The sequence below is a fragment of the Subdoligranulum sp. DSM 23681 genome (genome assembly GCF_057005535.1).
Genome location: NZ_CM168050.1, coordinates 1055297 through 1079502 on the forward strand (window position 1 = coordinate 1055297; position 24206 = coordinate 1079502).

At 64.0% G+C, this 24206-nt stretch carries 23 protein-coding genes and 1 tRNA gene; 4 read left to right on the top strand and 20 right to left on the bottom strand.

Features of this window, described 5'->3' with window-relative positions:
* Window positions 1-52: 52 nt before the first annotated feature.
* Both trpS and AC127K_RS05055 read right to left on the bottom strand, forming a co-directional pair.
* Window positions 53-1066 carry a tryptophan--tRNA ligase gene (gene trpS / locus AC127K_RS05050; RefSeq protein ID WP_483721797.1) on the bottom strand — a complete coding sequence of 338 codons (1014 nt, stop codon included), beginning with the start codon at window positions 1064-1066 and terminating at the stop codon, window positions 53-55.
* 319 nt (window positions 1067-1385) lie between these two features.
* Window positions 1386-1676, bottom strand: coding sequence for a hypothetical protein (locus tag AC127K_RS05055; RefSeq protein WP_483721798.1), 291 nt, complete (start codon window positions 1674-1676; stop codon window positions 1386-1388).
* Window positions 1677-1809: 133 nt separating this feature from the next.
* Between AC127K_RS05055 and AC127K_RS05060 the strand changes: the two genes are divergently transcribed.
* Together AC127K_RS05060 and gltX are read left to right on the top strand one after the other, a co-directional pair.
* Entirely contained in the window at window positions 1810-1989 is a 180-nt protein-coding gene (locus AC127K_RS05060; protein WP_294540600.1) for a ribbon-helix-helix domain-containing protein, read from the top strand.
* Window positions 1990-2076: 87 nt separating this feature from the next.
* Entirely contained in the window at window positions 2077-3522 is a 1446-nt protein-coding gene (gltX, locus tag AC127K_RS05065) for a glutamate--tRNA ligase (RefSeq protein WP_294540598.1), read from the top strand.
* A gap of 84 nt (window positions 3523-3606) precedes the next feature.
* On the opposite strand, the gene galE is transcribed toward gltX, so the two are convergent.
* From galE to ruvC, 14 genes are all read right to left on the bottom strand, one after another.
* Window positions 3607-4635 carry a UDP-glucose 4-epimerase GalE gene (galE, locus tag AC127K_RS05070; protein WP_294540596.1) on the bottom strand — a complete coding sequence of 343 codons (1029 nt, stop codon included), beginning with the start codon at window positions 4633-4635 and terminating at the stop codon, window positions 3607-3609.
* A 123-nt stretch (window positions 4636-4758) separates the two neighbouring features.
* Window positions 4759-5652: a helix-turn-helix transcriptional regulator gene (locus AC127K_RS05075; RefSeq protein ID WP_294540594.1), complete on the bottom strand. Its 894-nt coding sequence runs from the start codon at window positions 5650-5652 to the stop codon at window positions 4759-4761.
* A 15-nt stretch (window positions 5653-5667) separates the two neighbouring features.
* Window positions 5668-6690: a hypothetical protein gene (locus AC127K_RS05080; RefSeq protein WP_483721799.1), complete on the bottom strand. Its 1023-nt coding sequence runs from the start codon at window positions 6688-6690 to the stop codon at window positions 5668-5670.
* A 23-nt stretch (window positions 6691-6713) separates the two neighbouring features.
* Entirely contained in the window at window positions 6714-9002 is a 2289-nt protein-coding gene (locus AC127K_RS05085; RefSeq protein WP_483721800.1) for an ATP-dependent Clp protease ATP-binding subunit, read from the bottom strand.
* A 157-nt stretch (window positions 9003-9159) separates the two neighbouring features.
* Window positions 9160-9834, bottom strand: a complete 675-nt coding sequence (locus AC127K_RS05090) for a CvpA family protein (protein WP_483721801.1) — start codon at window positions 9832-9834, stop codon at window positions 9160-9162.
* Window positions 9835-9882: 48 nt separating this feature from the next.
* Window positions 9883-11337: a DUF5711 family protein gene (locus AC127K_RS05095; protein ID WP_483721802.1), complete on the bottom strand. Its 1455-nt coding sequence runs from the start codon at window positions 11335-11337 to the stop codon at window positions 9883-9885.
* A 24-nt stretch (window positions 11338-11361) separates the two neighbouring features.
* Window positions 11362-12144 (bottom strand): tRNA pseudouridine(38-40) synthase TruA, encoded by a 783-nt coding sequence (gene truA, locus AC127K_RS05100; RefSeq protein WP_483721803.1) that lies wholly within the window; start codon window positions 12142-12144, stop codon window positions 11362-11364.
* Window positions 12145-12154: 10 nt separating this feature from the next.
* Window positions 12155-12961: an energy-coupling factor transporter transmembrane component T family protein gene (locus tag AC127K_RS05105; RefSeq protein WP_483721804.1), complete on the bottom strand. Its 807-nt coding sequence runs from the start codon at window positions 12959-12961 to the stop codon at window positions 12155-12157.
* A complete protein-coding gene (locus tag AC127K_RS05110; RefSeq protein WP_483721805.1) occupies window positions 12951-13865 on the bottom strand; it encodes an energy-coupling factor transporter ATPase in 915 nt (304 codons plus the stop codon). The genes AC127K_RS05105 and AC127K_RS05110 overlap by 11 nt, the downstream gene beginning before the upstream one ends.
* Before the next feature lie 85 nt (window positions 13866-13950).
* A complete protein-coding gene (locus AC127K_RS05115; RefSeq protein ID WP_483721806.1) occupies window positions 13951-14784 on the bottom strand; it encodes an energy-coupling factor transporter ATPase in 834 nt (277 codons plus the stop codon).
* Between the two features lie 16 nt (window positions 14785-14800).
* Window positions 14801-15667, bottom strand: coding sequence for a class I SAM-dependent methyltransferase (locus tag AC127K_RS05120; RefSeq protein WP_483721807.1), 867 nt, complete (start codon window positions 15665-15667; stop codon window positions 14801-14803).
* A gap of 39 nt (window positions 15668-15706) precedes the next feature.
* The gene (ruvB, locus tag AC127K_RS05125; protein WP_294540576.1) at window positions 15707-16774 is read right to left on the bottom strand and encodes a Holliday junction branch migration DNA helicase RuvB; all 1068 of its coding nucleotides are present in this window, start codon (window positions 16772-16774) and stop codon (window positions 15707-15709) included.
* A gap of 20 nt (window positions 16775-16794) precedes the next feature.
* Window positions 16795-17397, bottom strand: a complete 603-nt coding sequence (ruvA, locus tag AC127K_RS05130; RefSeq protein WP_294540574.1) for a Holliday junction branch migration protein RuvA — start codon at window positions 17395-17397, stop codon at window positions 16795-16797.
* Window positions 17398-17440: 43 nt separating this feature from the next.
* On the bottom strand, window positions 17441-17938 hold the full coding sequence (gene ruvC / locus AC127K_RS05135) for a crossover junction endodeoxyribonuclease RuvC (RefSeq protein WP_483721808.1): 498 nt from the start codon (window positions 17936-17938) through the stop codon (window positions 17441-17443).
* A 213-nt stretch (window positions 17939-18151) separates the two neighbouring features.
* Between ruvC and AC127K_RS05140 the strand changes: the two genes are divergently transcribed.
* Window positions 18152-18227: transfer RNA gene (locus AC127K_RS05140), tRNA-Val, on the top strand.
* Window positions 18228-18322: 95 nt separating this feature from the next.
* Here AC127K_RS05140 and AC127K_RS05145 read toward each other — a convergent pair.
* On the bottom strand, window positions 18323-19198 hold the full coding sequence (locus AC127K_RS05145) for a LysR family transcriptional regulator (RefSeq protein ID WP_294542428.1): 876 nt from the start codon (window positions 19196-19198) through the stop codon (window positions 18323-18325).
* A 160-nt stretch (window positions 19199-19358) separates the two neighbouring features.
* Between AC127K_RS05145 and AC127K_RS05150 the strand changes: the two genes are divergently transcribed.
* Window positions 19359-20387, top strand: a complete 1029-nt coding sequence (locus AC127K_RS05150) for a YeiH family protein (RefSeq protein WP_483721809.1) — start codon at window positions 19359-19361, stop codon at window positions 20385-20387.
* A gap of 60 nt (window positions 20388-20447) precedes the next feature.
* On the opposite strand, the gene AC127K_RS05155 is transcribed toward AC127K_RS05150, so the two are convergent.
* The 3 genes from AC127K_RS05155 to gltA all read right to left on the bottom strand — a co-directional run bounded on the left by AC127K_RS05155 (window position 20448) and on the right by gltA (window position 24206).
* On the bottom strand, window positions 20448-21443 hold the full coding sequence (locus AC127K_RS05155) for a 2-hydroxyacid dehydrogenase (protein WP_294542424.1): 996 nt from the start codon (window positions 21441-21443) through the stop codon (window positions 20448-20450).
* A gap of 99 nt (window positions 21444-21542) precedes the next feature.
* Window positions 21543-22688 (bottom strand): metallophosphoesterase, encoded by a 1146-nt coding sequence (locus tag AC127K_RS05160; protein WP_483721811.1) that lies wholly within the window; start codon window positions 22686-22688, stop codon window positions 21543-21545.
* A gap of 120 nt (window positions 22689-22808) precedes the next feature.
* On the bottom strand, window positions 22809-24206 hold the full coding sequence (gltA, locus tag AC127K_RS05165; protein WP_483721812.1) for an NADPH-dependent glutamate synthase: 1398 nt from the start codon (window positions 24204-24206) through the stop codon (window positions 22809-22811).

Genomic DNA, 24206 nt, shown 5'->3' on the forward strand with positions numbered 1-24206 from the left:
CATTATATCCAAAAATTGTGTCGCTGTCAAGCAGTTTCCGGTATCGGAAACCTTACTTGTCCAGCTGCAGCAGGCCTACCTTGCGGTACACCTTGGACACGGTGCGGTTGGCCAGACGGGCAGCCCGCTCGGCGCCGTCCTTGAGCACCCCGTCCACATAGGCCTTGTCCGCCAGGATGCGCTGCAGTTCCTCCTGCACCGGGCAGATGGCGTCGGCGGTGGTCTCGGCCACGGCCATCTTGAAGTCGCCGTAGCCCTTGCCCGCAAACTCGGTCTCGATCTCGGCCATGGTCTTGCCGGTGAAGGCGGCATAGATGGTCATCAGGTTGGACACACCGGGCTTGTTGGCCATATCGAAGCGCACCACCCCGTCGGAGTCGGTGACCGCCCGCTTGAACTTGCGCACGATGGTATCCCGGTCGTCGGTGAGCAGGATGAAGCTGTTGGCGTTGGGGTCGGACTTGCTCATCTTCTTGGTGGGCTCGGCCAGGGAGGTGATCTTGGCACCGGCGGCGGGCACATAGCCTTCGGGCAGGGTGAAGGTCTCGCCGTAGACGTTGTTGAACCGGCCGGCGATGTTGCGGGCCAGCTCCAGGTGCTGGGTCTGGTCCTGGCCCACCGGCACCAGGTCGGCGTTGTAGACCAGGATATCCGCCGCCATGAGCACCGGGTAGGTGAACAGGCCGCCGTTGACATTGTCCGGATGCTTGGCGCTCTTGTCCTTGAACTGGGTCATGCGGGACAGTTCCCCGAACTGGGTGTTGCAGGCCAGGATCCAGCTCAGCTCACAGTGGGCGGGCACATGGCTCTGCACAAAGAGCACATGCTCCTTGGGGTCGATGCCCAGGGCCAGCAGCAGGGCGGCCAGGGACCGGGTGTTGCGGCGCAGCTCCGCCGGGTTCTGGCGCACGGTCAGGGCGTGCAGGTCAGCCACCATATACAGGCAGTCGTAGTTGTTCTGCAGAAGGGCCCAGTTGCGCAGGGCGCCCAGGTAGTTGCCCAGGGTGGGGGTGCCGGTGGGCTGGATGCCGGAAAGGATCCGTTTGCGTTTGAGAAGTTCAGACATGGTATTTCAGCTCCTTTGATGTTGGCGGAGGAGATAAAAAAAGCTGCCCCCGCACAGAAGTGGATTCTGTGCAAGGGCAGGCTTGTTGTTTACCTGTGGTGCCACCTTGCTTGCCGCGCCCTTTGGGTGCGCGGCCTCTTGACGGGGCGCAGTCTGCGTCCCTGCCCGGTAACGGGGGCTCACGTCGGCGGATACTGCCCGGATAGAGGGGTTCCCCGCCGCCCTCGGCGATCCATTTGTCCGTGCGGCCTTCCGCCCCCTTCCCAGCATCGGGGGCTCTCTGTGGGCGCCGGCACGGTTTTACCCTCGCCTCGTCGGTTTATTCCCCTACATTATAGCCAGCCGGTCCCCGGGTGTCAAGGGAGGATTCCAGGGCCTGCAGCAGGGCCTGCCGCGCCTGTCCGGCTCCGGGCTGCGCCGGCTGTCCGGTCAGGTAGGTCAGGGCGTCGTTCCAGGCGTTTGCCTCCGCCGCCTGCACCGGCACGCTCCGCACCAGTCCGGCCAGTTTTCTTTGTCCGGATGCATCCAGATATTTCAGATCAGACAGATACGCGCACCCCATGCCGCGGGCCAGGGTTTCCAGAAGCGGAAAAGAATTTTTCTTCCTCATAACCGTCTCCTTCTGGGATAACAGGGTCGAATATCATCAGTATACATCACTTTATGTTAAAATGTAAACATTTTTTAGCCATATTTTTCCATGTTTTCTGCGTGGATAATGGGTGATAAGGTGGTGGTAAAATATGGAAACACTGAAAATTTCCAAAAAGACGGAGCCGGTGATGTTCACCATCCGGGTGGACAAATCCATCGTGGATTTCTATGATGACCTGGCGAAAAAGACCAACCGGTCCCGCAACGAGCTCATCGGTCTGGCGCTGGATTTTGCCAAGGACAAGATCCAGATCGACCCGGAGGACTGAATCCCCCGCCCTTTGGTTGACAAACCCGGCCGTGACCGCTAAACTGTGGGATAGAGAACCTTTATTATACAGGGGGAAGTTTGTTTTATGGCCAACACCGTACGCACCCGCTTTGCGCCGTCTCCCACGGGCTACATGCACGTGGGCAACCTGCGCACCGCGCTGTATACCTATCTGCAGGCCCGCCACAACGGCGGCACCTTTATCCTGCGCATTGAGGACACCGACCAGGGACGCCTGGTGGAAGGTGCCACCGACATCATCTACAACACCCTGAAGGCCACCGGCCTGACCTGGGACGAAGGCCCGGACATCGGCGGTCCGGTGGGCCCCTATGTGCAGAGTGAGCGCATGGGCATGTTCAAGCAGTATGCCGAGGAGCTGGTCCGCAAGGGTGAAGCCTACTACTGCTTCTGCACCAACGAGCGGCTGGAAGCCCTGCACGAAAGCCAGAAGGCCGCCGGCGAGATGACCCACTACGACGGGCACTGCCGCAACCTGTCCCAGGAGGAAGTGGAAGCCAAGCTGGCCGCCGGGGAGCCTTACGTCATCCGGCAGAAGATCCCCACCGAGGGCAAGACCGCCTTTGACGACCTGGTCTTCGGGCACATCGAGGTGGACAACAGCGAGCTGGACGACCAGATCCTGCTGAAGACCGACGGCATGCCCACCTACAACTTTGCCAACGTGGTGGACGACCACCTCATGGGCATCACCCACGTCATCCGGGGCAGCGAGTACCTGTCCAGCACCCCCAAGTACAATCTGCTGTACAAGGCGTTCGGCTGGGAGATCCCCACCTACATCCACTGCCCGCCGGTGATGAAGGACGCCCAGCACAAGCTGTCCAAGCGCAACGGCGACGCCAGCTACCAGGACCTGGTGGCCAAGGGCTACCTGCCCGCAGCGGTGCTGAACTACCTGCTGCTGCTGGGCTGGGCCCCCGAGGGAGAACAGGAGATCTTCAACCTGGACGAGATGATCCGCATCTGGGACCCCACCCGCATCTCCAAGTCCCCGGCCATCTTTGACCCGCTGAAGCTGCGGGCCATCAACGCCGCCTACATCCGGGCCCTGCCCGCCGAGGAGTTCCGCCGTCTGGCCGATCCCTTCATTGACCAGGCCGTGCACCGCGATATTGACCGTGACCTGCTGTGCGCCAACCTGCAGCCCCGCTGCGAGGTGCTGGAGGACATTCCGCCCCAGCTGGACTTCTTTGACGCAGCGCTGCCCTTTGACGCCGAGCTCTACCGCAACAAGAAGCAGAAGACCACCCCGGAATCCGCCAAGGAAGCCCTGGAGGCCCTGCTGCCGGTGCTGGAAGGGGAAGCCGACTGGAACCGGGACGCCATCTTTGAAGTCTGCCGCAAGAAGGCGGAGGAGATGGAAAAGAAGAACGGCTGGCTGCTGTATCCCCTGGGCATCGCCCTGTCCGGCAAGTCCCGCACCCCGGGCGGCGGCACCGACCTGGCCGCCATGCTGGGCAAGGAGGAGACCCTGGCCCGCCTGCGCGCCGCTCTGGCCGCGCTGTAAGGCCGCTGCTTTCCCGTAAAAGACACATACAAAAACCGCCGCAGGGTTTGCCTGCGGCGGTTTTGTTTTGTTTATGCCGGGGTGTTACTCGGCTTTGGTCTTGTAGCCGTCCGGGTTGTGGCTCTGCCAGTTCCAGCTGTCGCGGCACATCTCCTCGATGCCGTACTGGGCTTCCCAGCCCAGTTCCCGCTTGGCCTTGCCGGGGTCACACCAGCACTCGGCGATGTCGCCGGGGCGGCGGGGGTCGATGACATAGGGCAGGTCCTTGCCGCAGGCCTTGCTGAAGGCCTTGATCACGTCCAGCACGCTGTAGCCGTGGCCGGTGCCCAGGTTGCAGATGAACAGACCGGGCTTTTCCTGCAGTTTGCGCACGGCCGCCACATGGCCCCGGGCCAGGTCCACCACATGGATGTAGTCCCGCACGCCGGTGCCGTCCGGGGTGGGATAGTCATTGCCGTAGACATGGACCTTTTCCAGCTTGCCCACGGCCACCTTGGCGATGTAGGGCACCAGGTTGTTGGGGATGCCGTTGGGGTCCTCGCCGATCAGGCCGGAGGGATGGGCGCCGATGGGATTGAAGTAGCGCAGCAGGGCCACGTTCAGTTCCGGGTCCGCCTTGCAGCAGTCGGTGAGGATGCGCTCGGTAAAGACCTTGGTGGTGCCGTAGGGGTTGGTGGTGGCGCCGGTGGGGAAATCTTCCCGGATGGGCACGCTGGCGGGGTCGCCGTAGACGGTGGCCGAGGAGGAGAAGATGATGTTGTGGCAGCCGTAGTGGCGCATCACGTCCAGAATGGTCAGGGTGCAGCCCAGGTTGTTGGAGTAGTATTCGATGGGCTTGGAGACGCTCTCGCCCACCGCCTTGTAGGCGGCGAACTGGATGACGCATTCAATGCCGGGATTTTCACGGAAGATGGCATCGACCGCGTCATGGTCGGTCATGTCTGCCTCAATGAAACGGAAATCCTTGCCGGTGATCTTTTTCACCCGGTCAAGTGCTTCGGGGCTGGCGTTGTAGAGGTTGTCCGCCACCACAATGTCGTACCCGGCATTCAGGAGTTCGACGCAGGTATGGCTGCCGATGTAGCCGGCGCCGCCGCTGACCAGAATGGACATAATGAACGCTCCTTTGCAATTTTATAATTTTGTTGCAAGCGGTCTTGGTTGTCCCGCTTTCTTGCCTTTATTTTATACCGGAACAACTGAAATTTAGAATAGACGTTTCAGTATTTGCCATGCCTATTTGTTGCACAGATGCAGGGGCTGCGGGTCCTTGCGGTAGGCGGAGGGCGTCTGGCCCGTCAGGGCGCGGAACCGCTGGGAAAAGTAGGACACCGAAGAGTATCCCAGCATCCGGGCCACCTCGCCGGGGGTATGCCCCTGGGCCAGCAGAGACCCGGCCCGCTCCGCCCGCAGGCAGGCGTAATATTCCCGGGGAGAAAGTCCGGTGCGCACCCGGAAGGCCTGCTGCAGTGCCACCCGGCCGCAGCCCAGGGCATGGCAGATCTGGTCCAGGTCGGGGTCTTCCTCCATATGGTCGGAAAAATACAGGTGTGCGGCATCCACAATGGCCCGCTGGTTCTGTTCCGCCACCAACCGGGGGGAAGGTCTGCGGCCGCTGCGGCGCAGGCGGCGGGCAGCCAGCCAGAGGAACTCCTCCAGGTACAGCTGCAGCAGCCGCGGCACACCGAAAGGCGGGTCGGCGCGGCGGGTGGGATTCAGCCCCGGCTGTTCGGGGCGCTGCCAGGTTTCCCGCACGGCATCGGCCAGCAGGTGCAGCACGTTCTTTTCCACCGCATTCACCCGGATGAGCCGGTCCCGGAAGAGGTCCAGGACCGTGCCGGAGGCGGCAAAGGCCAGACGCAGCACTTCGGGGGGGACTTCCCCCGCGGCCCGCATGGACCAGGTCTCTTCCGGCTGATGGACCAGCACCCGGCCCGCCCGCACCAGGGTGGTGCGGCCGTCGGCGGTCTCTTCAATGACACCGTCCATCACATATACCAGCATCCACACCTCACACAGGCGGGGCGGCAGGGTGTCGCCCACCCGCCATTCGGCGGCGGCGGCGGCCTGCACCTCCTGCAGCTGCAGGGTGGGCGTTTCCTTGACGGCGCCCGTTCCGGGCACACCCATGGTTTGCCTCCTTTGTTATGCGGCCACCGCCCCGTCCTGCTCGTCAAAACGGTCGGTGGAGGTGCTTTCGTCCAGGCGGAAGGTCCCGGGCGGGTCCAGGGTGACCAGCGGGAACCGGTCCATGCCGGGGAAAGCATCGCACAGACCCAGGCGGTAGGCGGTCAGGGGGCCGATCTCCTTGTGGATGGTCCCGTATTCCAGCGACCCGTCCGGCGCGTAGGTATCGTACATGATCTCCTCCGGCCAGGTATCGGCCACATAGTCCACCAGTTCCTCACTGACAAACAGGTCATTGCTGCCGCTGTACAGGTCGGGGGCCCCGAAAAGATGCAGGATCTCGTGGGCATAGACCGCCGGACCGTCAAAGGTTCCGGGCTCAAAAAACACATTGTCCTTGTACAGGCAGCAGTATTCGTTGAAATAGTAGCCGCCGTCCTCCAGGTAATGCACCATGGTGAAGGAACAGCCGGACACCGGCAGAAACACCAGAAAACCGATGTTGCTGGTGCCGTAGGTCTCGGCCAGCTCGTTGGTGCGCAGGGACCCGCACACCTCGTCCATATCGTCGTAGAACTGCTGCCCTTCGTCCGACTCCTCGCCGCCCACAAAGCCGGGGGCGTAGTCGATGACCGAGAGCAGGTCCTCGCCGTAATAGAGGGTGGGTGACACATTGTATTCCCCTGCCTGCTCCCCGATCCAGTCCACCGCCGTGGCCAGGGTTTCCTGGCTGCGGGCGATCTCCTCCTCGGTCCAGCCGGGGCCTTCGGGCTGCTGCAGGTAGATGCTGTACAGCACGCAGGGCCAGGCCAGCAGTCCGGCACTGCCGTATTTCTGCTGGGCAGGGGTCAGGCCATCGGTCCAGGGGGCCGCCGGGGCGGCCGGCTGCTGTTCCTCCGGTTCGGGGGACGGCTCGGTCAGGTCGGGCACCTGTTCCAGGCGGCTGCCGGGACCCCGGGCGGCAGAGATCTCCCCCCGGGTGCAGCCGGCCAGGACCAGCGCTGCCAGCAGCAGCGCCGGGGCCCGCAAATGTCGTTTCATCCGTTCCTCCTTGCGGCCGCCGCTCAGGACGGCAGTTTCAGCCGGGGCGAACCGTCCTCGGCGGCTTCCAGGGTGACGGTGGCATTGCCCTGCAGCGTACCGTTGACAAGGGCTTCGGCCACCGGGTCCTCCAGGGTCTTGCGGATGGTGCGGCGCAGTTCCCGGGCGCCGAACCGGGTGGAGGTGGCCTTGACGATGGCGGTGAGCGCCTCGGGGCTGTATTCCAGGTTCAGGCCGCGGGCGGCCAGACCGGGACGGTATTCCTCCAGCATGAGGGCGGCGATCTTTTCCAGATCCGCCTGTTCCAGGGGACGGAAGGTGATGACCTCGTCCACACGGCCCAGGAATTCGGGACGCAGGAATTCCTGCAGAGCCTTCATGCTCTTGTCCCGGGTGGCCTGTTCGGCGGTGCGGTTGAAGCCGGTGGCGCCGGTACGGTCGGTGGAACCGGCGTTGGAGGTCATGCAGATGACCGTGTTGGAGAAATCCACCACCCGGCCCTGGGAATCGTTGATCTTGCCCTCGTCCAGGATCTGCAGCAGGATGTTCATCACATCCGGGTGGGCCTTTTCGATCTCATCGAAGAGCACCACGCTGTAGGGACGGCGGCGGACCTTCTCGGTGAGCTGGCCAGCCTCATCGTAGCCCACATAGCCCGGAGGCGACCCGATCAGGCGGGAGACGGTGTGCTTTTCCATATACTCGCTCATGTCGATGGAGATGAGCGGGTCCACCGTGTCGAACAGCTGGCTGGCCAGCTGCTTGACCAGTTCGGTCTTGCCCACACCGGTGGGGCCCACAAAGATGAAGCTGGCCGGACGATGGCGGCCGGACAGATCCGCCCGGGCCCGCTTGACGGCCTGGGCCACGCTGTGCACGGCCTCATCCTGGCCGATGACGTGGGCCTTGAGGGCATCTTCCAGCCCCTGCAGGCGGCCGTATTCGCTTTCCTTGATCTTCACCGCCGGGATACCGGTCCACAGCTCCACCACCTTGGCCACATCGTCCAGGGTCACCTGGATGTCCGCCACCTGCAGTTCCAGGGCGGGCAGACGTTCCCGCTGGCGGGCCAGCTCGGTCTTGGTCTTGGCCAGTTCCTCATAGTCGATGGCGGAATCGGCGCTGTCCTCGTCGGGATTTTCCAGGTCCCGCTCCTTCTGTTCCAGATCGGCGATGCTCCGCTGCAGTTTGTACAGCTCGGTGATCTCCGGATGGCGCAGGTTGCAGCTGGCGCAGGATTCATCCAGCAGGTCGATGGCCTTGTCGGGCAGATAGCGGTCGGTGATGTAGCGCTCGGACAGCTGCACCACGCTGGCAACCACCGCGTCGGGCACCCGCACGCAGTGATGTTTTTCGTAGTAGCCCTTCACCCCGCGGATGACCTCGATGGATTCGTTGATGGAAGGCTCCTCCACCTTGATGGGCTGGAAGCGGCGTTCCAGGGCGGAATCCTTCTCGATATACTTGCGGTACTCGGTGAAGGTGGTGGCGCCGATGACCTGCACCTGTCCCCGGGACAGCGCAGGCTTCATGATGTTGGCCGCGTTCATGGCGCCGTCCGAATCACCGGCACCCACGATGTTGTGGATCTCGTCGATGAACAGGATGACGTTGCCGGCGGCCTTGATCTCGCCGAGCAGGCCCTTGACCCGCTGTTCGAACTGGCCCCGGAACTGGGTGCCGGCCACCAGGGCGGTCAGGTCCAGCAGGTAGATCTCCTTGCCCTGCAGGCGGGCCGGGACCTTGCCCTCGGCGATACGCTGGGCAAGGCCTTCGGCAATAGCCGTCTTGCCCACGCCGGCTTCACCGATGAGGCAGGGGTTGTTCTTCTGCCGGCGGCAGAGGATCTGCAGCGCCCGGTAGATCTCCCGGTCACGGCCCACGATATGGTCGATGCGGCCTTCCTTGGCCTTCTGGGTCAGGTTTTCACAGTAGGTATCCAGATATTTGCGGCGGGGCGGCTTTTCCTTTTTGCCGTTCTTCTTGCCGCGCTCCTCCCGGCGTTCGGTGGAACCGCCGAAGCCGAAGGGGAAGGCGGGGCTGCCGCCGGGGATGAATTCCTCATCCTCCTCCGATTCTGCGGGGGTCATGGCGCCGGACTGCTCCGCTTCCTCCAGGAAGCTGGTCATGCGCTCTTCCATATTTTCCAGGTCCTGGTCCGACATGCCGAATCGCTTCATCAGATCATCCACAGGCTGGATATGCATTTCTCTGGCGCAGGTCAGGCAGTAGCCTTCCTGAATGGGCTTGCCGCCCTCCATGCGCTGTACAAAAACCACTGCGGTACGTTTTTTGCAGCGGACACACAACATATAGTCTCACCTCTCTTGTGCGGCCGGCTGGGAAAAACCGGCCGCTATAAGAACCATTATCTCCCTGCGGCACCGCTTTTGCAAGGGCACGGGGCGAATGTTCAGATATTGTTCATAGCGTTCCGGGACGGGTCGCCCCGGGAACGCCCCTGTTTTTTCAGTAATGGATGACAAAGGGATTGAAGCCGGCCAGCAGGCTGTAGATGGCACTTTTACCCAGCACGGCGCTGCGCAGGATCTCGATATGCCCGTCGCTGAGCATGCTCAGCAGCCACAGTGCCAGAGAGAGCAGCCAGCAGTTCAGCGCGCCGGACAGCGCCCCCAGCACAAGGCCCAGCAGCCGGTTCAGACCGCCCACCAGGGGGATGCCGTTGCATCCGCGCAGGGCCCAGGCCAGCGCCCGGAACAGCCAGCGGATGAGGATGCACACCACCAGGAAGATGATGACCTGGATCAGGGGCAGAATGATGGGCTGCAGCACCTCCATCACACGGGGGGTGGCTTCGCCGGTGATCTCGGCCACGGTGTTCAGCAGGGCATTGCGCACAGCTTCCGGCAGGAAGGACATGCCCTGTACGGCGGCTGTCACATCGCCGCCGCTCTCCGCCAGGGTGGCGGAAACTCTTTCGGCGATGGAGGCGCCCACATAGTTGTTGTAGACCACGGGGCCGAAGGTCTGGGCGGCCCACGCGGCGCCGAAGATGCCCGCCACACTGCCGATCAACAGGGTCAGCGAGGAGACGAACCCCTGCTTCCAGCCATAGACGGCGGTGAGGATCAGCACCACGGCGAACAGAATGTCATACAAAAGACCGGTGATTGAGTATTCCATTTTGTGTTCCTCTTTAGATATAATACGCTTTGTATAATATGCTCAGGGTCAGGCGGGGGGAGAAAGCACCTCCACCCGGCCCGCGGTAAACAGCAGCGGCTGGCTGGCGTTGAGCACAGCCAGGGGGCGGGTATCCAGCGCCTTGCTCCAGCGCAGGGCGCCGCTGAGTTCATGGCAGTACACGGTATCCGCGCCCCACAGATAGACCGCGGTATCGGCGCAGGCAATGCCTTCGGCCTGCCCCGCATCCCCCTGCCCCACCACCTGCAGGTCGGCATTCAGGACGATGAGCTGGCTGCCGCTGTGGGTGGAGAGCAGCAGGGCGGTGGTCCGGCGGTTCACCGAAGCCCCCTGCAGGTTGGCGCCGCCGAAGTCATAGCGGCTGAGAGATTGCCCGGTGGCGGCATCCACCACCACCGCGTAGGTATCGAAGATGGCCAGCACCCGGTCGCCGGACAGCCAGTGCAGCTGCAGCAGCAGGCTGCCTTCGTCGGCGGTATAGGCGGGGCCGGTCTCGCTCCTGGCGGTGTCCATCAGGTAGACGCGGCAGGCCAGCCGGCCGTCCCGGGCGGCCACCGTCCCCACCGCGAACCGATGGTTGTCGGTGGCAAAGCCCAGGGCCAGCGGCGTGCCCTGGTCCTGGGTCATCTTCCAGCTGTAAATGCTGCGCATGGTGGGGCTGAAGACCAGCAGTTCCGCCGCATAGCGCTCGGATTCGGTCACCACCCCCAGGGTGCCGTTCTGGGACATGGCACACAGCATGATGGCGTTGGTAAAGGTTTTGGTGTAGAGGGTGCGGGTACGGCTTTCCACCTGCAGGCTGGTGCCGGCCCGGTCATACAGCACGAACCGGGTATTGCCCACAGCCAGGGCCGGACGGGCATATCCCGGCTGCAGGGTGCGGACCTGGGTGCCGTAAGCCGAGTAGACGGCCACGTCCTCCTTGTCCAGCTCCACAAAGCCACCGGCCAGTTCCTCGATCCGGGTGGGTTCCTCAATGCCGGTGGCGGCCGGGAATCCGCCGCTGCGCCGGAAATACAGGCTGATGGAATCCATGGTATCGCCCAGGGAGGACAGGGACGCCCCCAGCACCCCGGTGAACCAGGCAGCCCCCACCAGCAGGGCCAGCACCAGCACCACCAGCAGGATGCGGCGGCGGCGCGCACGGCGGCGCAGGATGGGGCTGAACGGGCGGGTATTGCCCAGCCGGGGACCGCGGACGCCCTCGGCAGAAACCGGTTCCGCCTTGTTCTGCGTGCGGGTCCGGGCGGCGGTATCCGCCTGCGCCGGGGTGTCTGTGCCGGCGGAAGGTTGGGACTTGTCGGCGGAAGAGTCCTTGAAGAGCCGGCGGCCCCGGGCCTTCCTGGATTTTTTGTCCGCCTTGCGGGATTCCTCCTCCGGCGGCCGGGATTCCGTCTCCTCCGGTTCAGGCAGGGGCTCGCCGCGTTCCCGTGCCAGCATACGCTGGCGTCGGGCCAGACGTTCCTTGTCTTCCGCTCTCATCGGCGCTCCCCCTTTCGTAAAAAATCACGCATGATGCGTTTTGTCGTCGGTCTGCGGCACAAGGCCGGGATAGTCCACCTGCATCAGGCAGAGGCCTTTGGCGGGCAGGGTGGGTCCGGCACGGCGGCGGTCCCGGCTTTGCAGGATGGCGGGCACTTCCGCCGGGTCCAGCTTGCCCAGGCCCGCCTCCACAAGGGTGCCGGCCAGGATCCGCACCATGTTGTACAGATACCCGTCGGCGGTGACGGTGATGGTCAGGATCTCCCCTTCCCTGCGCACCTCACACCGGGTGATGGTGCGCACCGTGTCCCCGTGGGCGGCCACCGAGGACCCGGCGGCGCACAGGGCCAGGAAATCGTGGGTCCCCACAAATCCGGCAGCGGCCTGCTGCATGGCCCCCTCGTCCAGGGGCTTGGGGATGCGGTGGGTGTACTCCCCATCAAAGGGGTCGTCCACCGCCCCGTTGCGGATGCGGTAGCAGTAGGTCTTGGCGTGGGCGGCGTACCGGGCGTGGAAGTCCTCCGGCGCCGCCTGCGCCTGCATCACCCGCACATCCGGGGGCAGGTGGGCGTTGAGGGCCAGGGGCAGCCGCCGCAGCGGCACGGTCCCATCATACCGGAAACTGAGCGCGAAACGGCGCGCATGGACGCCGGCGTCGGTGCGGGAACAGCCCTTCACGTCGGGGCGGGAACCCAGCACCGCCTCCATGGCATCCTGCAGCACCTCACAGACGGTCAGGGCGTTGGGCTGCACCTGAAACCCGGCGTACCGGGTGCCCTTGTAGGCCAGCCACAAAAGTACGGTCATGAGCCCCTCCTCAGAACAGCAGGGTGGTGGACAGGATGATGCCCAGCAGCACCGCCAGGGCCAGGGCGCACTGCACGTCCAGCTTGCCGAAGCGCAGCACCTTCAGGCGGGTGCGGCCTTCGCCCCCGCGGTAGCAGCGGCACTCCATGGCCATGGCCAGCTCGTCGGCCCGACGGAAGGCGCTGATGAACAGGGGGATCAGGATGGGGATGAGGGCGCGGATGCGCTCGGTGAATTTGCCGTTGTCCAGCTTGGCGCCCCGGGCTTTCTGGGCGTTCATGATCTTCTCGGTCTCCTCGATGAGGGTGGGGATGAACCGCAGGGCAATGGTCATCATCATGGCCAGCTCATGCACCGGGAAGTGCAGCTTCTGCAAGGGACGCAGCAGGGATTCGATGGCGTCGGTGAGGACGATGGGGCTGGTGGTGTAGGTGAGCAGGCTGGTGCCCGCGATCAAAGCCACCACACGCACCGCCATGAGGATGGCGTAGGACACGCCCTCCTTATAAATGGAGAAGATCCACAGCCGCACCAGGGGTTCCCCGTCCCCGGTGATGAAGAAGAGGTTGAGCACCGCCGTGAAGATGATGATGGGCACGATGGGCTTCAGGCTCTTGAGAATGAGGCGATAAGGGATTTTTGCTACGGCGTACAGCAGGGCCAGCAGGGCCAGGGACAAGGCAATGCCCAGAGGGTTGGAGGCCACAAACAGCACGATGATATAGGCGATGGTCCCCACCAGTTTCAGGCGGGGGTCGCAGCGGTGCAGCACCGAATTGCCGGGGAAGTGCTGTCCGATGGTGATATCACGAAGCATGGTCTTCCCCTCCTTTCTCTGCCGGGATGGGCAGAGGCTTTTCGGGATGGCGGGCGTTGTAGGCCTTGAGCACCGTCTTGACGGCGTAGGGCATGGTGTAGACGTCGGTCTTGATGTCCAGGCCCATCTCCTTCAGGCGCAGGAAGATCTGGGTGACCTGGGGCACCGAAAGCCCCAGCTCCAGCAGTTCCGGCGCCCGGGCAAAGATGCTTTCCACCGTGTCGTACATGGCCACCCCGGCCTTGTGCATGACCAGCACCTTGTCGGCGTATTTGGCGATGTCCTCCATGGAATGGCTGACCAGCACCACCGTCACGCCGGTCTTTTTGTGGTAGGCCTTGATCTGGGCCAGGATGGTGTCCCGGCCTTCCGGGTCCAGTCCGGCGGCAGGCTCGTCCAGCACCAGGATGCGGGGCTCCATGGCCATGACGCCCGCAATGGCCACCCGGCGCTTCTGGCCGCCGGAGAGCTCAAAGGGGCTGCGCTGGAGCAGGTCCTCGCTCAGGCCGGTGAATTCGGCGGCCTCATTGACCCGGCGCTGGATCTCCTCCTCGCTCAGGCCCATGTTGCGGGGGCCGTAGGCGATATCCTGGGCACAGGTCTCCTCAAAGAGCTGGTATTCGGGGTACTGGAAGACCAGCCCCACCAGGAACCGGAAGCTCCGCAGGTCCTCCCCTTCCGCCCACATGTCCCGGCCGTCCACATAGATCTTGCCGGAGGTGGGGCGGTTCAGCCCGTTGAAATGGCTGATGAGGGTGGATTTGCCGCTGCCGGTGGAGCCGATGATGCCGACGAAGTCCCCCTCCTCAATGGAGAAGCTCACATCGTCCAGCGCAGCGGTCTCGTCGGGCAGTCCGGCGTTGTATACATAGCGCAGATGTTCACAGCGAATGATTTCAGACACGTTCGTTTCCCTTCCTTCCGCATGCCGCCCGGCCTTTGCCGGTGAAGCTGCGGTCATTCAGATTCTGCGGCGTGGTGCCGTTTGTTCAGCGAAGCAGGTCGTACAGGGCCCGGGCGCAGGCTTCGGGGGTGATGACGTTGGCGGGCATGGGCAGTCCGGCGGCCGCCAGCTCATCCCGCAGTTCCGCGGCCTGGGGCACGTCCAGCCGGTAGCGCTTGAGGCGCTCGGTCTGGCTGAACACTTCCTCGGGGGTACCTTCCATGACGATGCGGCCCCGGCTCATGACCAGGACCCGGTCGGCCTGGGCGGCCTCCTCCATATAATGGGTGATGGACACGATGGTGATGCCCGCCGCCCGCAGGCTGTGGATGGTGTTCATGACGGCGGCCCGCCCCCGGGGGTCCAGCATGGCGGTGGCTTCGTCCAGGATCAGGCAGTCCGGCCGCATGGCGATGACGCCCGCGATGGCCACCCGCTGTTTCTGGCCGCCGGACAGCTTGAAGGGGGCCTTTTCCCGGTATTCATAGATGCCGGTCATCTTCATGGCCTCATCCACCCGGGTGCGGATCTGCTCACTGGGCACGCCCAGGTTTTCCAGGGCGAAGGCCACGTCCTCCTCCACGATGGTGGCCACGATCTGGTTGTCCGGATTCTGGAACACCATGCCCGCCTTCTGGCGGATGTCGTAGAGTTTTTCCTCGGTGCGGGTATCAATGCCCTCCACCAGCACGGTGCCGGTCTCGGGCAGCAGAATGGCGTTGAAATGTTTGGCCAGGGTGCTTTTGCCGCTGCCGTTGCCCCCCAGCACGGCGACGAACTCGCCGCGCTTCACTTCCAGGCTGACGCCGTCCACGGCGTAGTCCGGGCGTTCGGGGTCATAGCGGAAGCGCACATCCTGGGCTTTGAGCATGGGTTCCATGTCAGATTCCCCCTTTTTATTCCTGTTCCCACACGGCGGTGGCGCCGCAGGGCACCACGCCCCCGGTGGCCGAGACCGGCAGGCCGATCTCATCGCACCAGGTCCTGCCGCCCTTGACGGGGCAGAGGTTGGTTTTCAGAATGTATTCCATCACCGCGGGGCTCAGGCCCTCGGTGTAGGAGTTGATGGCAAAGAAGAGCGGGTCGTCGGAGAGGACCTGCTGGGTCAGGGTGATGAGGTCGTAGACGTTGTCTTCCAGCTTCCAGATCTCGCCCCCGGGCCCCCGGCCGTAGCTGGGCGGGTCCATGATGACGCCGTCGTACCGGCTGCCCCGGCGGATCTCCCGGGCCACGAACTTGGCGCAGTCATCCACGATCCAGCGGCAGGGCTTGTCGGCCAGATTGCTGGCGGCGGCGTTCTCCCGGGCCCAGGCCACCATCCCCTTGGAGGCGTCCACATGGGTGACCGAAGCTCCGGCGGCCAGACAGGCCAGAGTGGCGCCGCCGGTGTAGCCGAAAAGGTTCAGCACTTTGATAGGACGACGGGCGGCGGCAATTTTCTCCTGGTACCAGGCCCAGTTCACCGCCTGTTCGGGGAAAACGCCGGTGTGCTTGAAGCCGGTGGGGCTGACGATGAGGGTGAGCCCCTGCCAGCCGATCTGCCAGCGCTGGGGCAGCTTGCGGTGCTGTTCCCAGCTGCCGCCCCCCTTGGCCGAGCGGTGATAGACGGCGTCCGCCCGGTTCCACAGGGGGCTGACGGGCTGGTTTTTCCAGATGACCTGGGGGTCGGGACGGATGAGCAGGGTCTTGCCCCAGCGTTCCAGCCGGTTGTGGCCGGTGGCGTCGATGAGTTCGTAGTCCTGCCAGGTATCGGCACAGCGCATAGATTCAAGGCTCCTTTCGGGCGTGTAAGGGTCACAATATCAGTACATACTCTGCTGGCCGTCGTCCTCGTCCTCCTCGCGCAGGCGGCGGGGCACCGGCAGATGCAGATGTTCATAAGCCAGACGGGTGACGCAGCGCCCCCGGGGGGTGCGGGTCAGATAGCCCAGCTGCATCAGGTAGGGTTCGCAGATGTCCTCCAGGGTGACGCTCTCCTCCCCCAGGGCGGCGGCCAGGGTCTCCAGACCCACCGGCCCGCCGCCGTACAGTTCGATGATGGCCCGCAGGACCCCCCGGTCCAGCTCGTCCAGGCCCATCTCGTCAATGTCCATCTGTTTGCGGGCCGCCACGGCGGTGGGGCCGTCGATGGCGCCGTCCCCCTGGACGGTGGCAAAGTCCCGCACCCGCTTGAGCAGCCGGTTGGCGATACGGGGGGTGCCCCGGCTGCACCGGGCCAGTTCCAGGGCGCCGTCGTGGTCGATGGGAATGCCCAGGATGCCGGCGCTGCGGGTGATGATCCGGGCCAGCTCGTCCGGGCTGTAGGGTTCCAGCTTGAGCAGGATGCCGAACCGGTCCCGCAAAGGGCCGGTGAGCTGGCCGGCCCGGGTGGTGGCCCCGATGAGGGTGAAGTGGGGCAGGTTGATGCGGATGCTCTGGGCACTGGGGCCCTTGCCGATCATGATGTCCAGAGCGTAGTCCTCCAGAGCGGGGTACAAAACCTCCTCCACCTGGCGGGACAGACGGTGGATCTCGTCAATAAAGAGGATGTCCCCCTCCTGCAGGTTGGTGAGCAGGGCGGCCAGGTCCCCGGGCTTTTCGATGGCCGGACCGGAGGTGATGCGCACCTGGACCCCCATCTCCTGGGCCACGATGCCCGCCAGGGTGGTCTTGCCCAGACCGGGAGGGCCGTACAGCAGGATATGGTCCATCGCTTCGCCCCGCTGCTGGGCCGCCCGCAGATAGATGCGCAGGTTGCTCTTGGCCTTGTCCTGGCCGATGTAGTCGTCCAGGGTCTTGGGGCGCAGGCTGTTTTCTTCCACTTCCGCCGGACCCAGGTCAGGGCTGACCAGACGGCTGGGATCGACGGTGTATTCCTGATTCTGTGCCATGGTACCTTCCTTTCAGGGATTCAGGCGCGGGACAGCCCGCGCAGTGCGATCTTGATGATGTCCTGCACCGGCAGGGTATCGTCCACCCGGGCCACGGCGGCGGCCGCGTCGGAGGTGCTGTAGCCCAGACTGACCAGGGCGGCCACCGCCTGGGCAGGGGCGCTCTGGGGCGCCGGGGCGGCGGACACATTGCCCGCAAAACCGGTGCCGGCGGCCAGACCCTTGCCCACCTTGTCCTTCAGTTCCAGGGCGATGCGCTGGGCCAGCTTGGGGCCCACGCCGTTGGCGGCGGTGAAGGCCTTGTGGTCCCCGGAGGAGGCCGCCAGGGCCACCTTTTCCGGGCTCATCACCGACAGGATGGCCAGCGCCGCCTTGGGGCCCACGCCGGACACGCCGGTGAGCATCTTGAAGCAGGCACGCTGGTCCTCGGTGGCAAAGCCGTAGAGGGACACGTCGTTCTCGCTCACCGACATGACGGTGTACAGGGTGGCCTCCTTGCCCGGGGCGGGCAGGGCTTCGGCGGTGGACAGGGGCACCTGGGCCAGATACCCTACCCCCGCGCAGCTGATGACGACGGTATCCAGGGTCTTTTTCAGAACTTTTCCGGTAAGACAATAGATCATGGTGCTTCCCTTTTCTTCTCTATATTACGGCGGTGAACGCCAATCAGCGGGGCTGGGTGCCCATCAGGCGGCTGCGGCTGCAATGGCAGTGGGCCACCGCCATGCCCAAGGCGTCGGCGGTGTCGTCAGGCTTGGGGATCTCGGGCAGGTGCAAGAGCATCCGGGTCATCTCCTGGATCTGCTTTTTCACCGCCTTGCCGTAGCCGGTCACCGCCTGCTTGACCTGCATGGGGGTGTATTCATAAATGGGGATGCCGCACTGGGCGGCGGCCAGCAGGATGACCCCGCGGGCTTCCGCCACCCCGATGACGGTGGTCTGGTTGTGCTGGTAGAAGAGCTTTTCCAGCGAGATGGCTTCGGGCTGGTACCGCCTGCACACGTCCAGGATGCCCTCGTACACCTCCTGCAGACGATGCTCAAAGGGGGTATCCTTGTCGGTCATGACCGCGCCGTATCCCACTGGGGCAAACCGGTTGCCCACATATTCCACGACCCCCCAGCCCACAATGGCATAGCCGGGGTCGATGCCCAAAACTCGCATTTCGTTACACCTCTCCATTTTAACCGTAACAGTATACCACAAAAACGCTGCTGCGGCAAGATTTTGCCCGCCGCCCCGCCGTTTCAAAGGCGCGCTGCACCGTTTATTTTTCCAAAAGGCGCAGAGGTTTTACAGAATTTTCGGATTTTTTTGAAAAAAGGGCTTGATTTTTTCCGCAAGGTTTGGTATAGTATACAAGTCGCAAGTCGACATGCGCGGTTAGCTCAGCTGGTAGAGCATCTGCTTGACGTGCAGGAGGTCACAGGTTCGAGTCCTGTACCGCGCACCACACCAAAAGCCGGACAGTTGGTCCGGCTTTTTCTTTTTGCTTTACCATCGCAAAAGCCCGCCCGTTCCTGATAAGAAACGGGCGGGCTTTTTGGTTTATGGCCGCAGCTTGGTGAAGACTTCCCGGTAATAGGGCGCAAAAACACTGTTTTTCTGCCACAGGAAGGTGAAATCGTGGGCCAGGGTGAAATCCGGCAGGTCGATCCGGCAAAGGGTGCCCGCCGCCAGCTCTCTGGCCACCACTGACCGGTAGCAGAAGGTGATGCCGCAGTTTTCCAGCACCAGGGCCTTGATGGCGTTCAGGCTGCCCAGCTCCGCCAGATGGGGAAAATCCGCCAGGGACAGGCCCCGCTCCTGCAGTGCCCGCTGGAGCATCTCCCGGGTGCCGGAGCCTTCCTCCCGCACCAGCAGATGGGCGTCCAGCAGGTCCCGCAATTCGTGGGTGCCGGCGGCCAGGGGGTTGGCGGGGGCGCACACCGGGAACATCTCCTCCCGGGCAAAGACCAGACCGTCGTAGTCCTGCCGGGGAAAGAAGCCTTCGATCACCGCAAAGTCGATCTCCCCCCGGTCCAGCATGGCCAGCAGTGCGTCGGTGTTGTTCACCACCATCCGCAGCCGCAGGTCGGGGTCGGTGCGCAGCAGGCGGGACAGGGGCCCGGGCATCAGGTACTCCCCGATGGTCAGGGTGGCCCCGAAATGCAGGGTGTGTCGCCCTGCCTGGGCCCGCAGCAGTTCCTTCAGGTGCAGGTCATCATGGCGGGCCGCCGAAGCGGTGCGCAGAAACAGGGTGCCTGCCTCGGTCAGGGAGAGCTGTTTGCCCTCATAGGCAAAAAAACGGGCACCGTACTCCGCTTCCAGCGCGCGGATGTGCTGGGACACCGCGGGCTGGGTGATGTGCAGCTGTTCGGCGGCGCGGGTATAATTCATGGTCTGGCACAAGGCCAGAAAGGTTTCCACCTTATGGTCCAGCATGGGGATTCCTCCTGTTCGGATAGCGTGGCGCAGTTGATGGCCTTATTATAACACGCAATTATATATAAATAAAGAATTATAATTTTACATGATACTGAAAATGCCATATACTGGTCCACGGAGAAAACAAAACCAACGATATCAGGAGGAGAACCATCCTATGGAAACCATCAAGAAACTGCTGCCGGGCGTTGCGGCCTGCCTGGTCATTGCGGTGCCGTCCTGGCTGCTGGGCAAGGCCTTCCCCGTCATCGGCGGCGCGGTGTTTGCCATCCTCATCGGCATGGTCATTGCCCTGTTCTACAAGAACAAGACCCTGACCCAGCCGGGCATCACCTACACTTCCAAAAAGATTCTGCAGTACGCGGTCATCCTGCTGGGCTTCGGGCTGAACCTGTCCGAGATTGCCCGGGTGGGCGCCCAGAGCCTGCCGGTCATCGTGTCCACCATCACCACCTCCCTGGTGGTGGCCTTCCTGCTGCAGAAGGTCCTGCATCTGCCGGGCAACACCTCCACCCTCATCGGCGTGGGTTCCTCCATCTGCGGCGGCTCCGCCATTGCTGCCACCGCCCCGGTGGTCCATGCGGATGATGAGGAGATCGCCCAGTCCATCTCGGTCATCTTCCTGTTCAACGTGCTGGCGGCCCTGATCTTCCCCTGGCTGGGCGGCCAGCTGGGCCTGAGCAATGAGGGCTTTGCCCTGTTTGCCGGCACCGCCGTCAACGATACCTCCTCCGTCACCGCCGCGGCGGCCTCCTGGGATGGGATGCACCCCGGCGCCAACGCCCTGGAAGGCGCCACCATCGTCAAGCTGACCCGCACCCTGGCCATCATCCCCATCACCCTGGTGCTGGCCCTCATGGGGGCTGCCAAGGCCCGCAAGAGCGGCGAAGCCCAGCAGGGCAGCTTCTCCCTGAAAAAGGTCTTTCCCTTCTTCATCATCTTCTTCCTGCTGGCCTCGGTCATCACCACCGTCTGCGTGTCCGCGGGCGTGGATGCTTCCCTGTTCCAGCCGCTGAAGGAACTGTCCAAGTTCTTCATCGTCATGGCCATGGCGGCCATCGGCCTGAACACCGACCTGGTCAAGATGGTCCGCACCGGCGGCAAGGCCATCGTCATGGGCTTTGTGTGCTGGGTGGCCATCACCGGCGTGAGCCTGGGCATGCAGCACATCATCGGCATCTGGTAAATAACAAAATGCAGCCCCTTCCCGTATTGTCTGCGGGAAGGGGCTGTTTTTGTTGTATGATTACTCGTGGACTTCGTTCACCAGTTTTTCGCCCCGCTCAAAAGCACGGGCGTTTTCCATGGTGGTGATGGCGATGCTCTGCAGCGCCGTGCGGGTGAAGAAGGCCTGGTGGCTGGTGACCACCACATTGGGGAAGCTGAGCAGCACCGGGACCACCTCGTTCTGCAGCACGTCGTCGGAGAAGTCCTCGAACACCTGGCCGTCCTCGTCCTCGTACACGTCCAGACCCACGCCGGCGAACTTGCGGGCGCGCAGGGCGTCGATGAGGGCGTTGGTGTCGATGAGGCCGCCCCGGCTGGTGTTGACCAGGATGGCGTTGTCCCGCATCTTGGCGATGGTCTCGGCGTTGATGAGGTGGTGGGTGTCGGCGGTCAGGGGGCAGTGCAGGCTGATGAGGTCGGCGGCGCGGAGCAGCTCGTCCAGCTCCACATAGCGCACGATGCCTTCCAGCTCGGGGTTGTGGTACTGGTCATAGGCCAGCACGGTCATGCCGTAGCCGTGGCAGATGCGGGCCATGGCCGCACCGATGCGCCCGGTGCCGATGATGCCCGCGCAGGAGCCGTAGAGGTTGTAGCCCAGCAGGCCGTCCAGGGCGAAGTTGTTGTTGCGCACCTTGATATAGGCCTTGCAGATGCGGCGGTTGGCCGCCTGGGCCAGGGCCATGGCGTGTTCGGCCACGGCCTCGGGGCTGTAGCCGGGGACCCGCAGCACCGTGATGCCCAGCCGCTTGGCGGCGGCCAGGTCCACGTTGTTGTACCCGGCGCAGCGCATGAGCAGCAGCCGGATGCCCGCTTCATGGAGGGCTTCCAGCACGGGGGCGGAGCAGTCGCTGTTCACAAAGGCGCAGGCTGCGTCCCCGCCCTTGGCCAGGGGCGCGGTGTCCACGTCCAGGTTGGCGGCCAGGAAACGGATGGAGCAGCCGTAGTCCGGGTCGGCGGCCAGCAGTTCAAAGTACAGGCGGTCGTAATCGCGGGTACCGTAAAAAACGATCTTCATATATATACTCTCCCTTGTCTTGATATCCGTTGTTAGTATACCCAAATTGTGGGCTGTATTCGGTTGCTTGCGCAACGGATATGACGCCATAAGAGAATATCACATTTCCTGCGTCACGTCCACACAGACGATCTCGGTGCGGCCGGCGGTGCGCAGTTTGTAGCCCCAGGTGCCGGTGCCGCCGCTGACCACGGCGGTGCAGGTGGGGGTGATGCGCTTGCGGCCATAGTTGACCTCATTGTACCGGAAGAGTCGGGCCGCCAGTCCTGCGGGCCAGATCTGCCCGCCGTGGGTGTGGCCGCTGAGGATCAGGTCCGCCCCGGCGTCGGCGGCATCCCGCAGTTCCCGGGGTTCATGGTCCAGCCAGAGGGTGAACACCCCGTCCGGACCACCGGGCTGCAGTTCGGCGGGGGCCAGACGCCTGCCCTTGGTATCCAGCCAGTCCCTGCGGCCGATGATGCGCACCGGCGCCCCCTGCCGGTCCGGCAGGGAGAGGAGGCGGGAATCGTCCTCCAGGATCGTCACCCCGGCGGCGGCGAATCGCTCTTCCAGTTCCGCCCGGGTGTAGCTGGGGGTGTGCCAGTAATGGAAAAGATCGTGGTTTCCCGGCACGAACCATTTGCCCCCGGGCAGATCCCACCGGCCAAAGAGGGCGCAGAAGGCCTCAAAGTCCTGCCGGGAGGTATACTCGTCAAAGATGTCCCCGGTGAGCACCAGCACATCCGGATGCAGGGCCGCCACCCGCTCCTCCAGTTCGGGGATGCGGGTGTGGTTCATGGCGCCGGTGCCGGGGTGCAGGTCACTGAGCTGCACCACCCGCAGCCGGCCCCCGGGCAGGGGCTTTTTGGTGGATATGGTGTAGCAGGTGGTGCACAGCCGCACCGCCTTGCGCCAGCCCCACAGGAGCAGCACCACCGTGACCGCCCAGGCCAGCAGCCCCCCCTGCCATACCAGCCGCCAGACCTGCCATACCGGGCCGTCCAGGGCATGGGCCAGCAGGGTGACCAGATCCCCCGCCGCGTACACCCCGCACAGCTGGGCGGCGGCGGCCAGCCCCACCCCCAGGGGGTCCCGGGCCAGCCAGACCAGGGCGGCCAGCAGGACCAGGGGCAGGCCGAAGAAGAGTACCGGCTGTCCGGCCAGAGGCTGCAGAAAGGGCAGGGCGAGGAAATTCAGGTACAAAACCAGGGCGATGAGCCCCTGGCCGATACGGGGGATCACGAACTGGATGAAACGGTTATACATGTTGAAAGAAAATCCTTTCCTTGGCAAAAGGGCGCAAAAAGCCGCCGCGCCGCGCCCGGAACGGACGGCGGCGCGGCGGCCTGCTGTTAGTATACGCCGGTTGGCGGCAGGTATGCGCGCTTACTGGTTCTTGGCCTTGATGGCTTCGTCGATGGCCTTGGCGGCCTCCTTGCCGGCGCCCATGGCCAGGATGACGGTAGCGGCGCCGGTGACGGCGTCACCGCCCGCATACACGAAGGGACGGCTGGTCAGCCCGTCGGGGCCGTTGGTGATGATGCAGCCGTGCTTGTCGGCATCCAGACCGGGGGTGGTGGAGCGGATCAGGGGGTTGGGGCTGGTGCCCAGGGCCATGATCATGGTATCCACGTCCAGCTCGAACTCGCTGCCCTCCTTGACGATGGGACGGCGGCGGCCGGAGGCGTCCGGCTCACCCAGTTCCATCTCCACGCAGGTCATGCCCTTGACCCAGCCGTCCTCGTCGCCGAGAACTTCCACCGGGTTGGTCAGGGTCTTGAAGATGATGCCTTCCTCCTCGGCGTGCTCCACTTCCTCCTTACGGGCGGGCAGTTCGGCCATGCCGCGGCGGTAGACGATGTAGACGGTCTCGGCGCCCAGGCGCTTGGCGCAGCGGGCGGCGTCCATGGCCACGTTGCCGCCGCCCACCACGGCCACCGCCTTGGATTTCTTGATGGGGGTGTGGGAATCGGGCAGGTAGGCCTTCATCAGGTTGACGCGGGTCAGGTACTCGTTGGCGGAGTAGACGCCCTTCAGGCTTTCGCCCGGGATGCCCATGAACCGGGGCAGACCGGCGCCGGAAGCAATGTACACGGCCTCATAGCCGTACTCGTTGAGCAGTTCGTCGATGGTCAGCACCTTGCCGATGACCATGTTGCACTCGATGTCCACGCCCAGGTCCTTCAGGCCGTCCACTTCCTTCTGGACGATGTCCTTGGGCAGACGGAACTCGGGGATGCCGTACATCAGCACGCCGCCGGCCACATGCAGGGCCTCGTAGATGGTGACCTTGTAGCCCATCTTGGCCAGGTCGCCGGCCGCGGTCAGGCCGGAGGGACCGGCGCCGATGACCGCCACCTTGTGGCCGTTGGGTTCGGGCTTGACGGCGGGGGTATGCACGTTTTCCCGGTGCCAGTCGGCCACGAAACGTTCCAGGCGGCCGATGCCCACCGGCTCATTCTTGATGCCACGGACGCACTTGCCTTCGCACTGGTTTTCCTGGGGGCAGACGCGGCCGCAGACGGCAGGCAGGGCGCTGGACTTGGCAATGACCTGGTAGGCGGCCTCAAAGTCGCCCTTGGCCACCTCGGCGATGAAGCCGGGGATGTCGATGTCCACGGGGCAGCCGGAACGGCAGGGATGGTTCTTGCACTGCAGGCAGCGCTTGGCCTCATTCACGGCCATCTCGGCGGTATAGCCCAGGGCCACTTCCTTGAAGTTCTTGTTGCGGACGTTGGGGTCCTGGCTGGGCATGGGGCACTTTTTGGGGTCCATGTTGGGCAT

Excerpts from the sequence above, each read along its gene's own strand:
- gltX (WP_294540598.1), top strand. The coding sequence starts at position 2,077 with ATGGCCAACACCGTACGCACCCGCTTTGCGCCGTCTCCCACGGGCTAC.
- AC127K_RS05055 (WP_483721798.1), bottom strand. The coding sequence starts at position 1,676 with ATGAGGAAGAAAAATTCTTTTCCGCTTCTGGAAACCCTGGCCCGCGGC.
- AC127K_RS05105 (WP_483721804.1), bottom strand. The coding sequence starts at position 12,961 with ATGCTTCGTGATATCACCATCGGACAGCACTTCCCCGGCAATTCGGTG.
- AC127K_RS05085 (WP_483721800.1), bottom strand. The coding sequence starts at position 9,002 with ATGTTGTGTGTCCGCTGCAAAAAACGTACCGCAGTGGTTTTTGTACAG.
- gltA (WP_483721812.1), bottom strand. The coding sequence starts at position 24,206 with ATGCCCAACATGGACCCCAAAAAGTGCCCCATGCCCAGCCAGGACCCC.
- ruvC (WP_483721808.1), bottom strand. The coding sequence starts at position 17,938 with ATGCGAGTTTTGGGCATCGACCCCGGCTATGCCATTGTGGGCTGGGGG.
- AC127K_RS05090 (WP_483721801.1), bottom strand. The coding sequence starts at position 9,834 with ATGGAATACTCAATCACCGGTCTTTTGTATGACATTCTGTTCGCCGTG.
- AC127K_RS05095 (WP_483721802.1), bottom strand. The coding sequence starts at position 11,337 with ATGAGAGCGGAAGACAAGGAACGTCTGGCCCGACGCCAGCGTATGCTG.
- galE (WP_294540596.1), bottom strand. The coding sequence starts at position 4,635 with ATGTCCATTCTGGTCAGCGGCGGCGCCGGCTACATCGGCAGCCATACC.
- AC127K_RS05145 (WP_294542428.1), bottom strand. The coding sequence starts at position 19,198 with ATGCTGGACCATAAGGTGGAAACCTTTCTGGCCTTGTGCCAGACCATG.
- AC127K_RS05155 (WP_294542424.1), bottom strand. The coding sequence starts at position 21,443 with ATGAAGATCGTTTTTTACGGTACCCGCGATTACGACCGCCTGTACTTT.
- AC127K_RS05120 (WP_483721807.1), bottom strand. The coding sequence starts at position 15,667 with ATGCGCTGTGCCGATACCTGGCAGGACTACGAACTCATCGACGCCACC.
- AC127K_RS05160 (WP_483721811.1), bottom strand. The coding sequence starts at position 22,688 with ATGTATAACCGTTTCATCCAGTTCGTGATCCCCCGTATCGGCCAGGGG.
- ruvA (WP_294540574.1), bottom strand. The coding sequence starts at position 17,397 with ATGATCTATTGTCTTACCGGAAAAGTTCTGAAAAAGACCCTGGATACC.
- AC127K_RS05060 (WP_294540600.1), top strand. The coding sequence starts at position 1,810 with ATGGAAACACTGAAAATTTCCAAAAAGACGGAGCCGGTGATGTTCACC.
- trpS (WP_483721797.1), bottom strand. The coding sequence starts at position 1,066 with ATGTCTGAACTTCTCAAACGCAAACGGATCCTTTCCGGCATCCAGCCC.
- AC127K_RS05075 (WP_294540594.1), bottom strand. The coding sequence starts at position 5,652 with ATGGGTGTGCCCGGAACGGGCGCCGTCAAGGAAACGCCCACCCTGCAG.
- AC127K_RS05150 (WP_483721809.1), top strand. The coding sequence starts at position 19,359 with ATGGAAACCATCAAGAAACTGCTGCCGGGCGTTGCGGCCTGCCTGGTC.
- AC127K_RS05080 (WP_483721799.1), bottom strand. The coding sequence starts at position 6,690 with ATGAAACGACATTTGCGGGCCCCGGCGCTGCTGCTGGCAGCGCTGGTC.
- truA (WP_483721803.1), bottom strand. The coding sequence starts at position 12,144 with ATGACCGTACTTTTGTGGCTGGCCTACAAGGGCACCCGGTACGCCGGG.
- AC127K_RS05115 (WP_483721806.1), bottom strand. The coding sequence starts at position 14,784 with ATGGAACCCATGCTCAAAGCCCAGGATGTGCGCTTCCGCTATGACCCC.
- ruvB (WP_294540576.1), bottom strand. The coding sequence starts at position 16,774 with ATGGCACAGAATCAGGAATACACCGTCGATCCCAGCCGTCTGGTCAGC.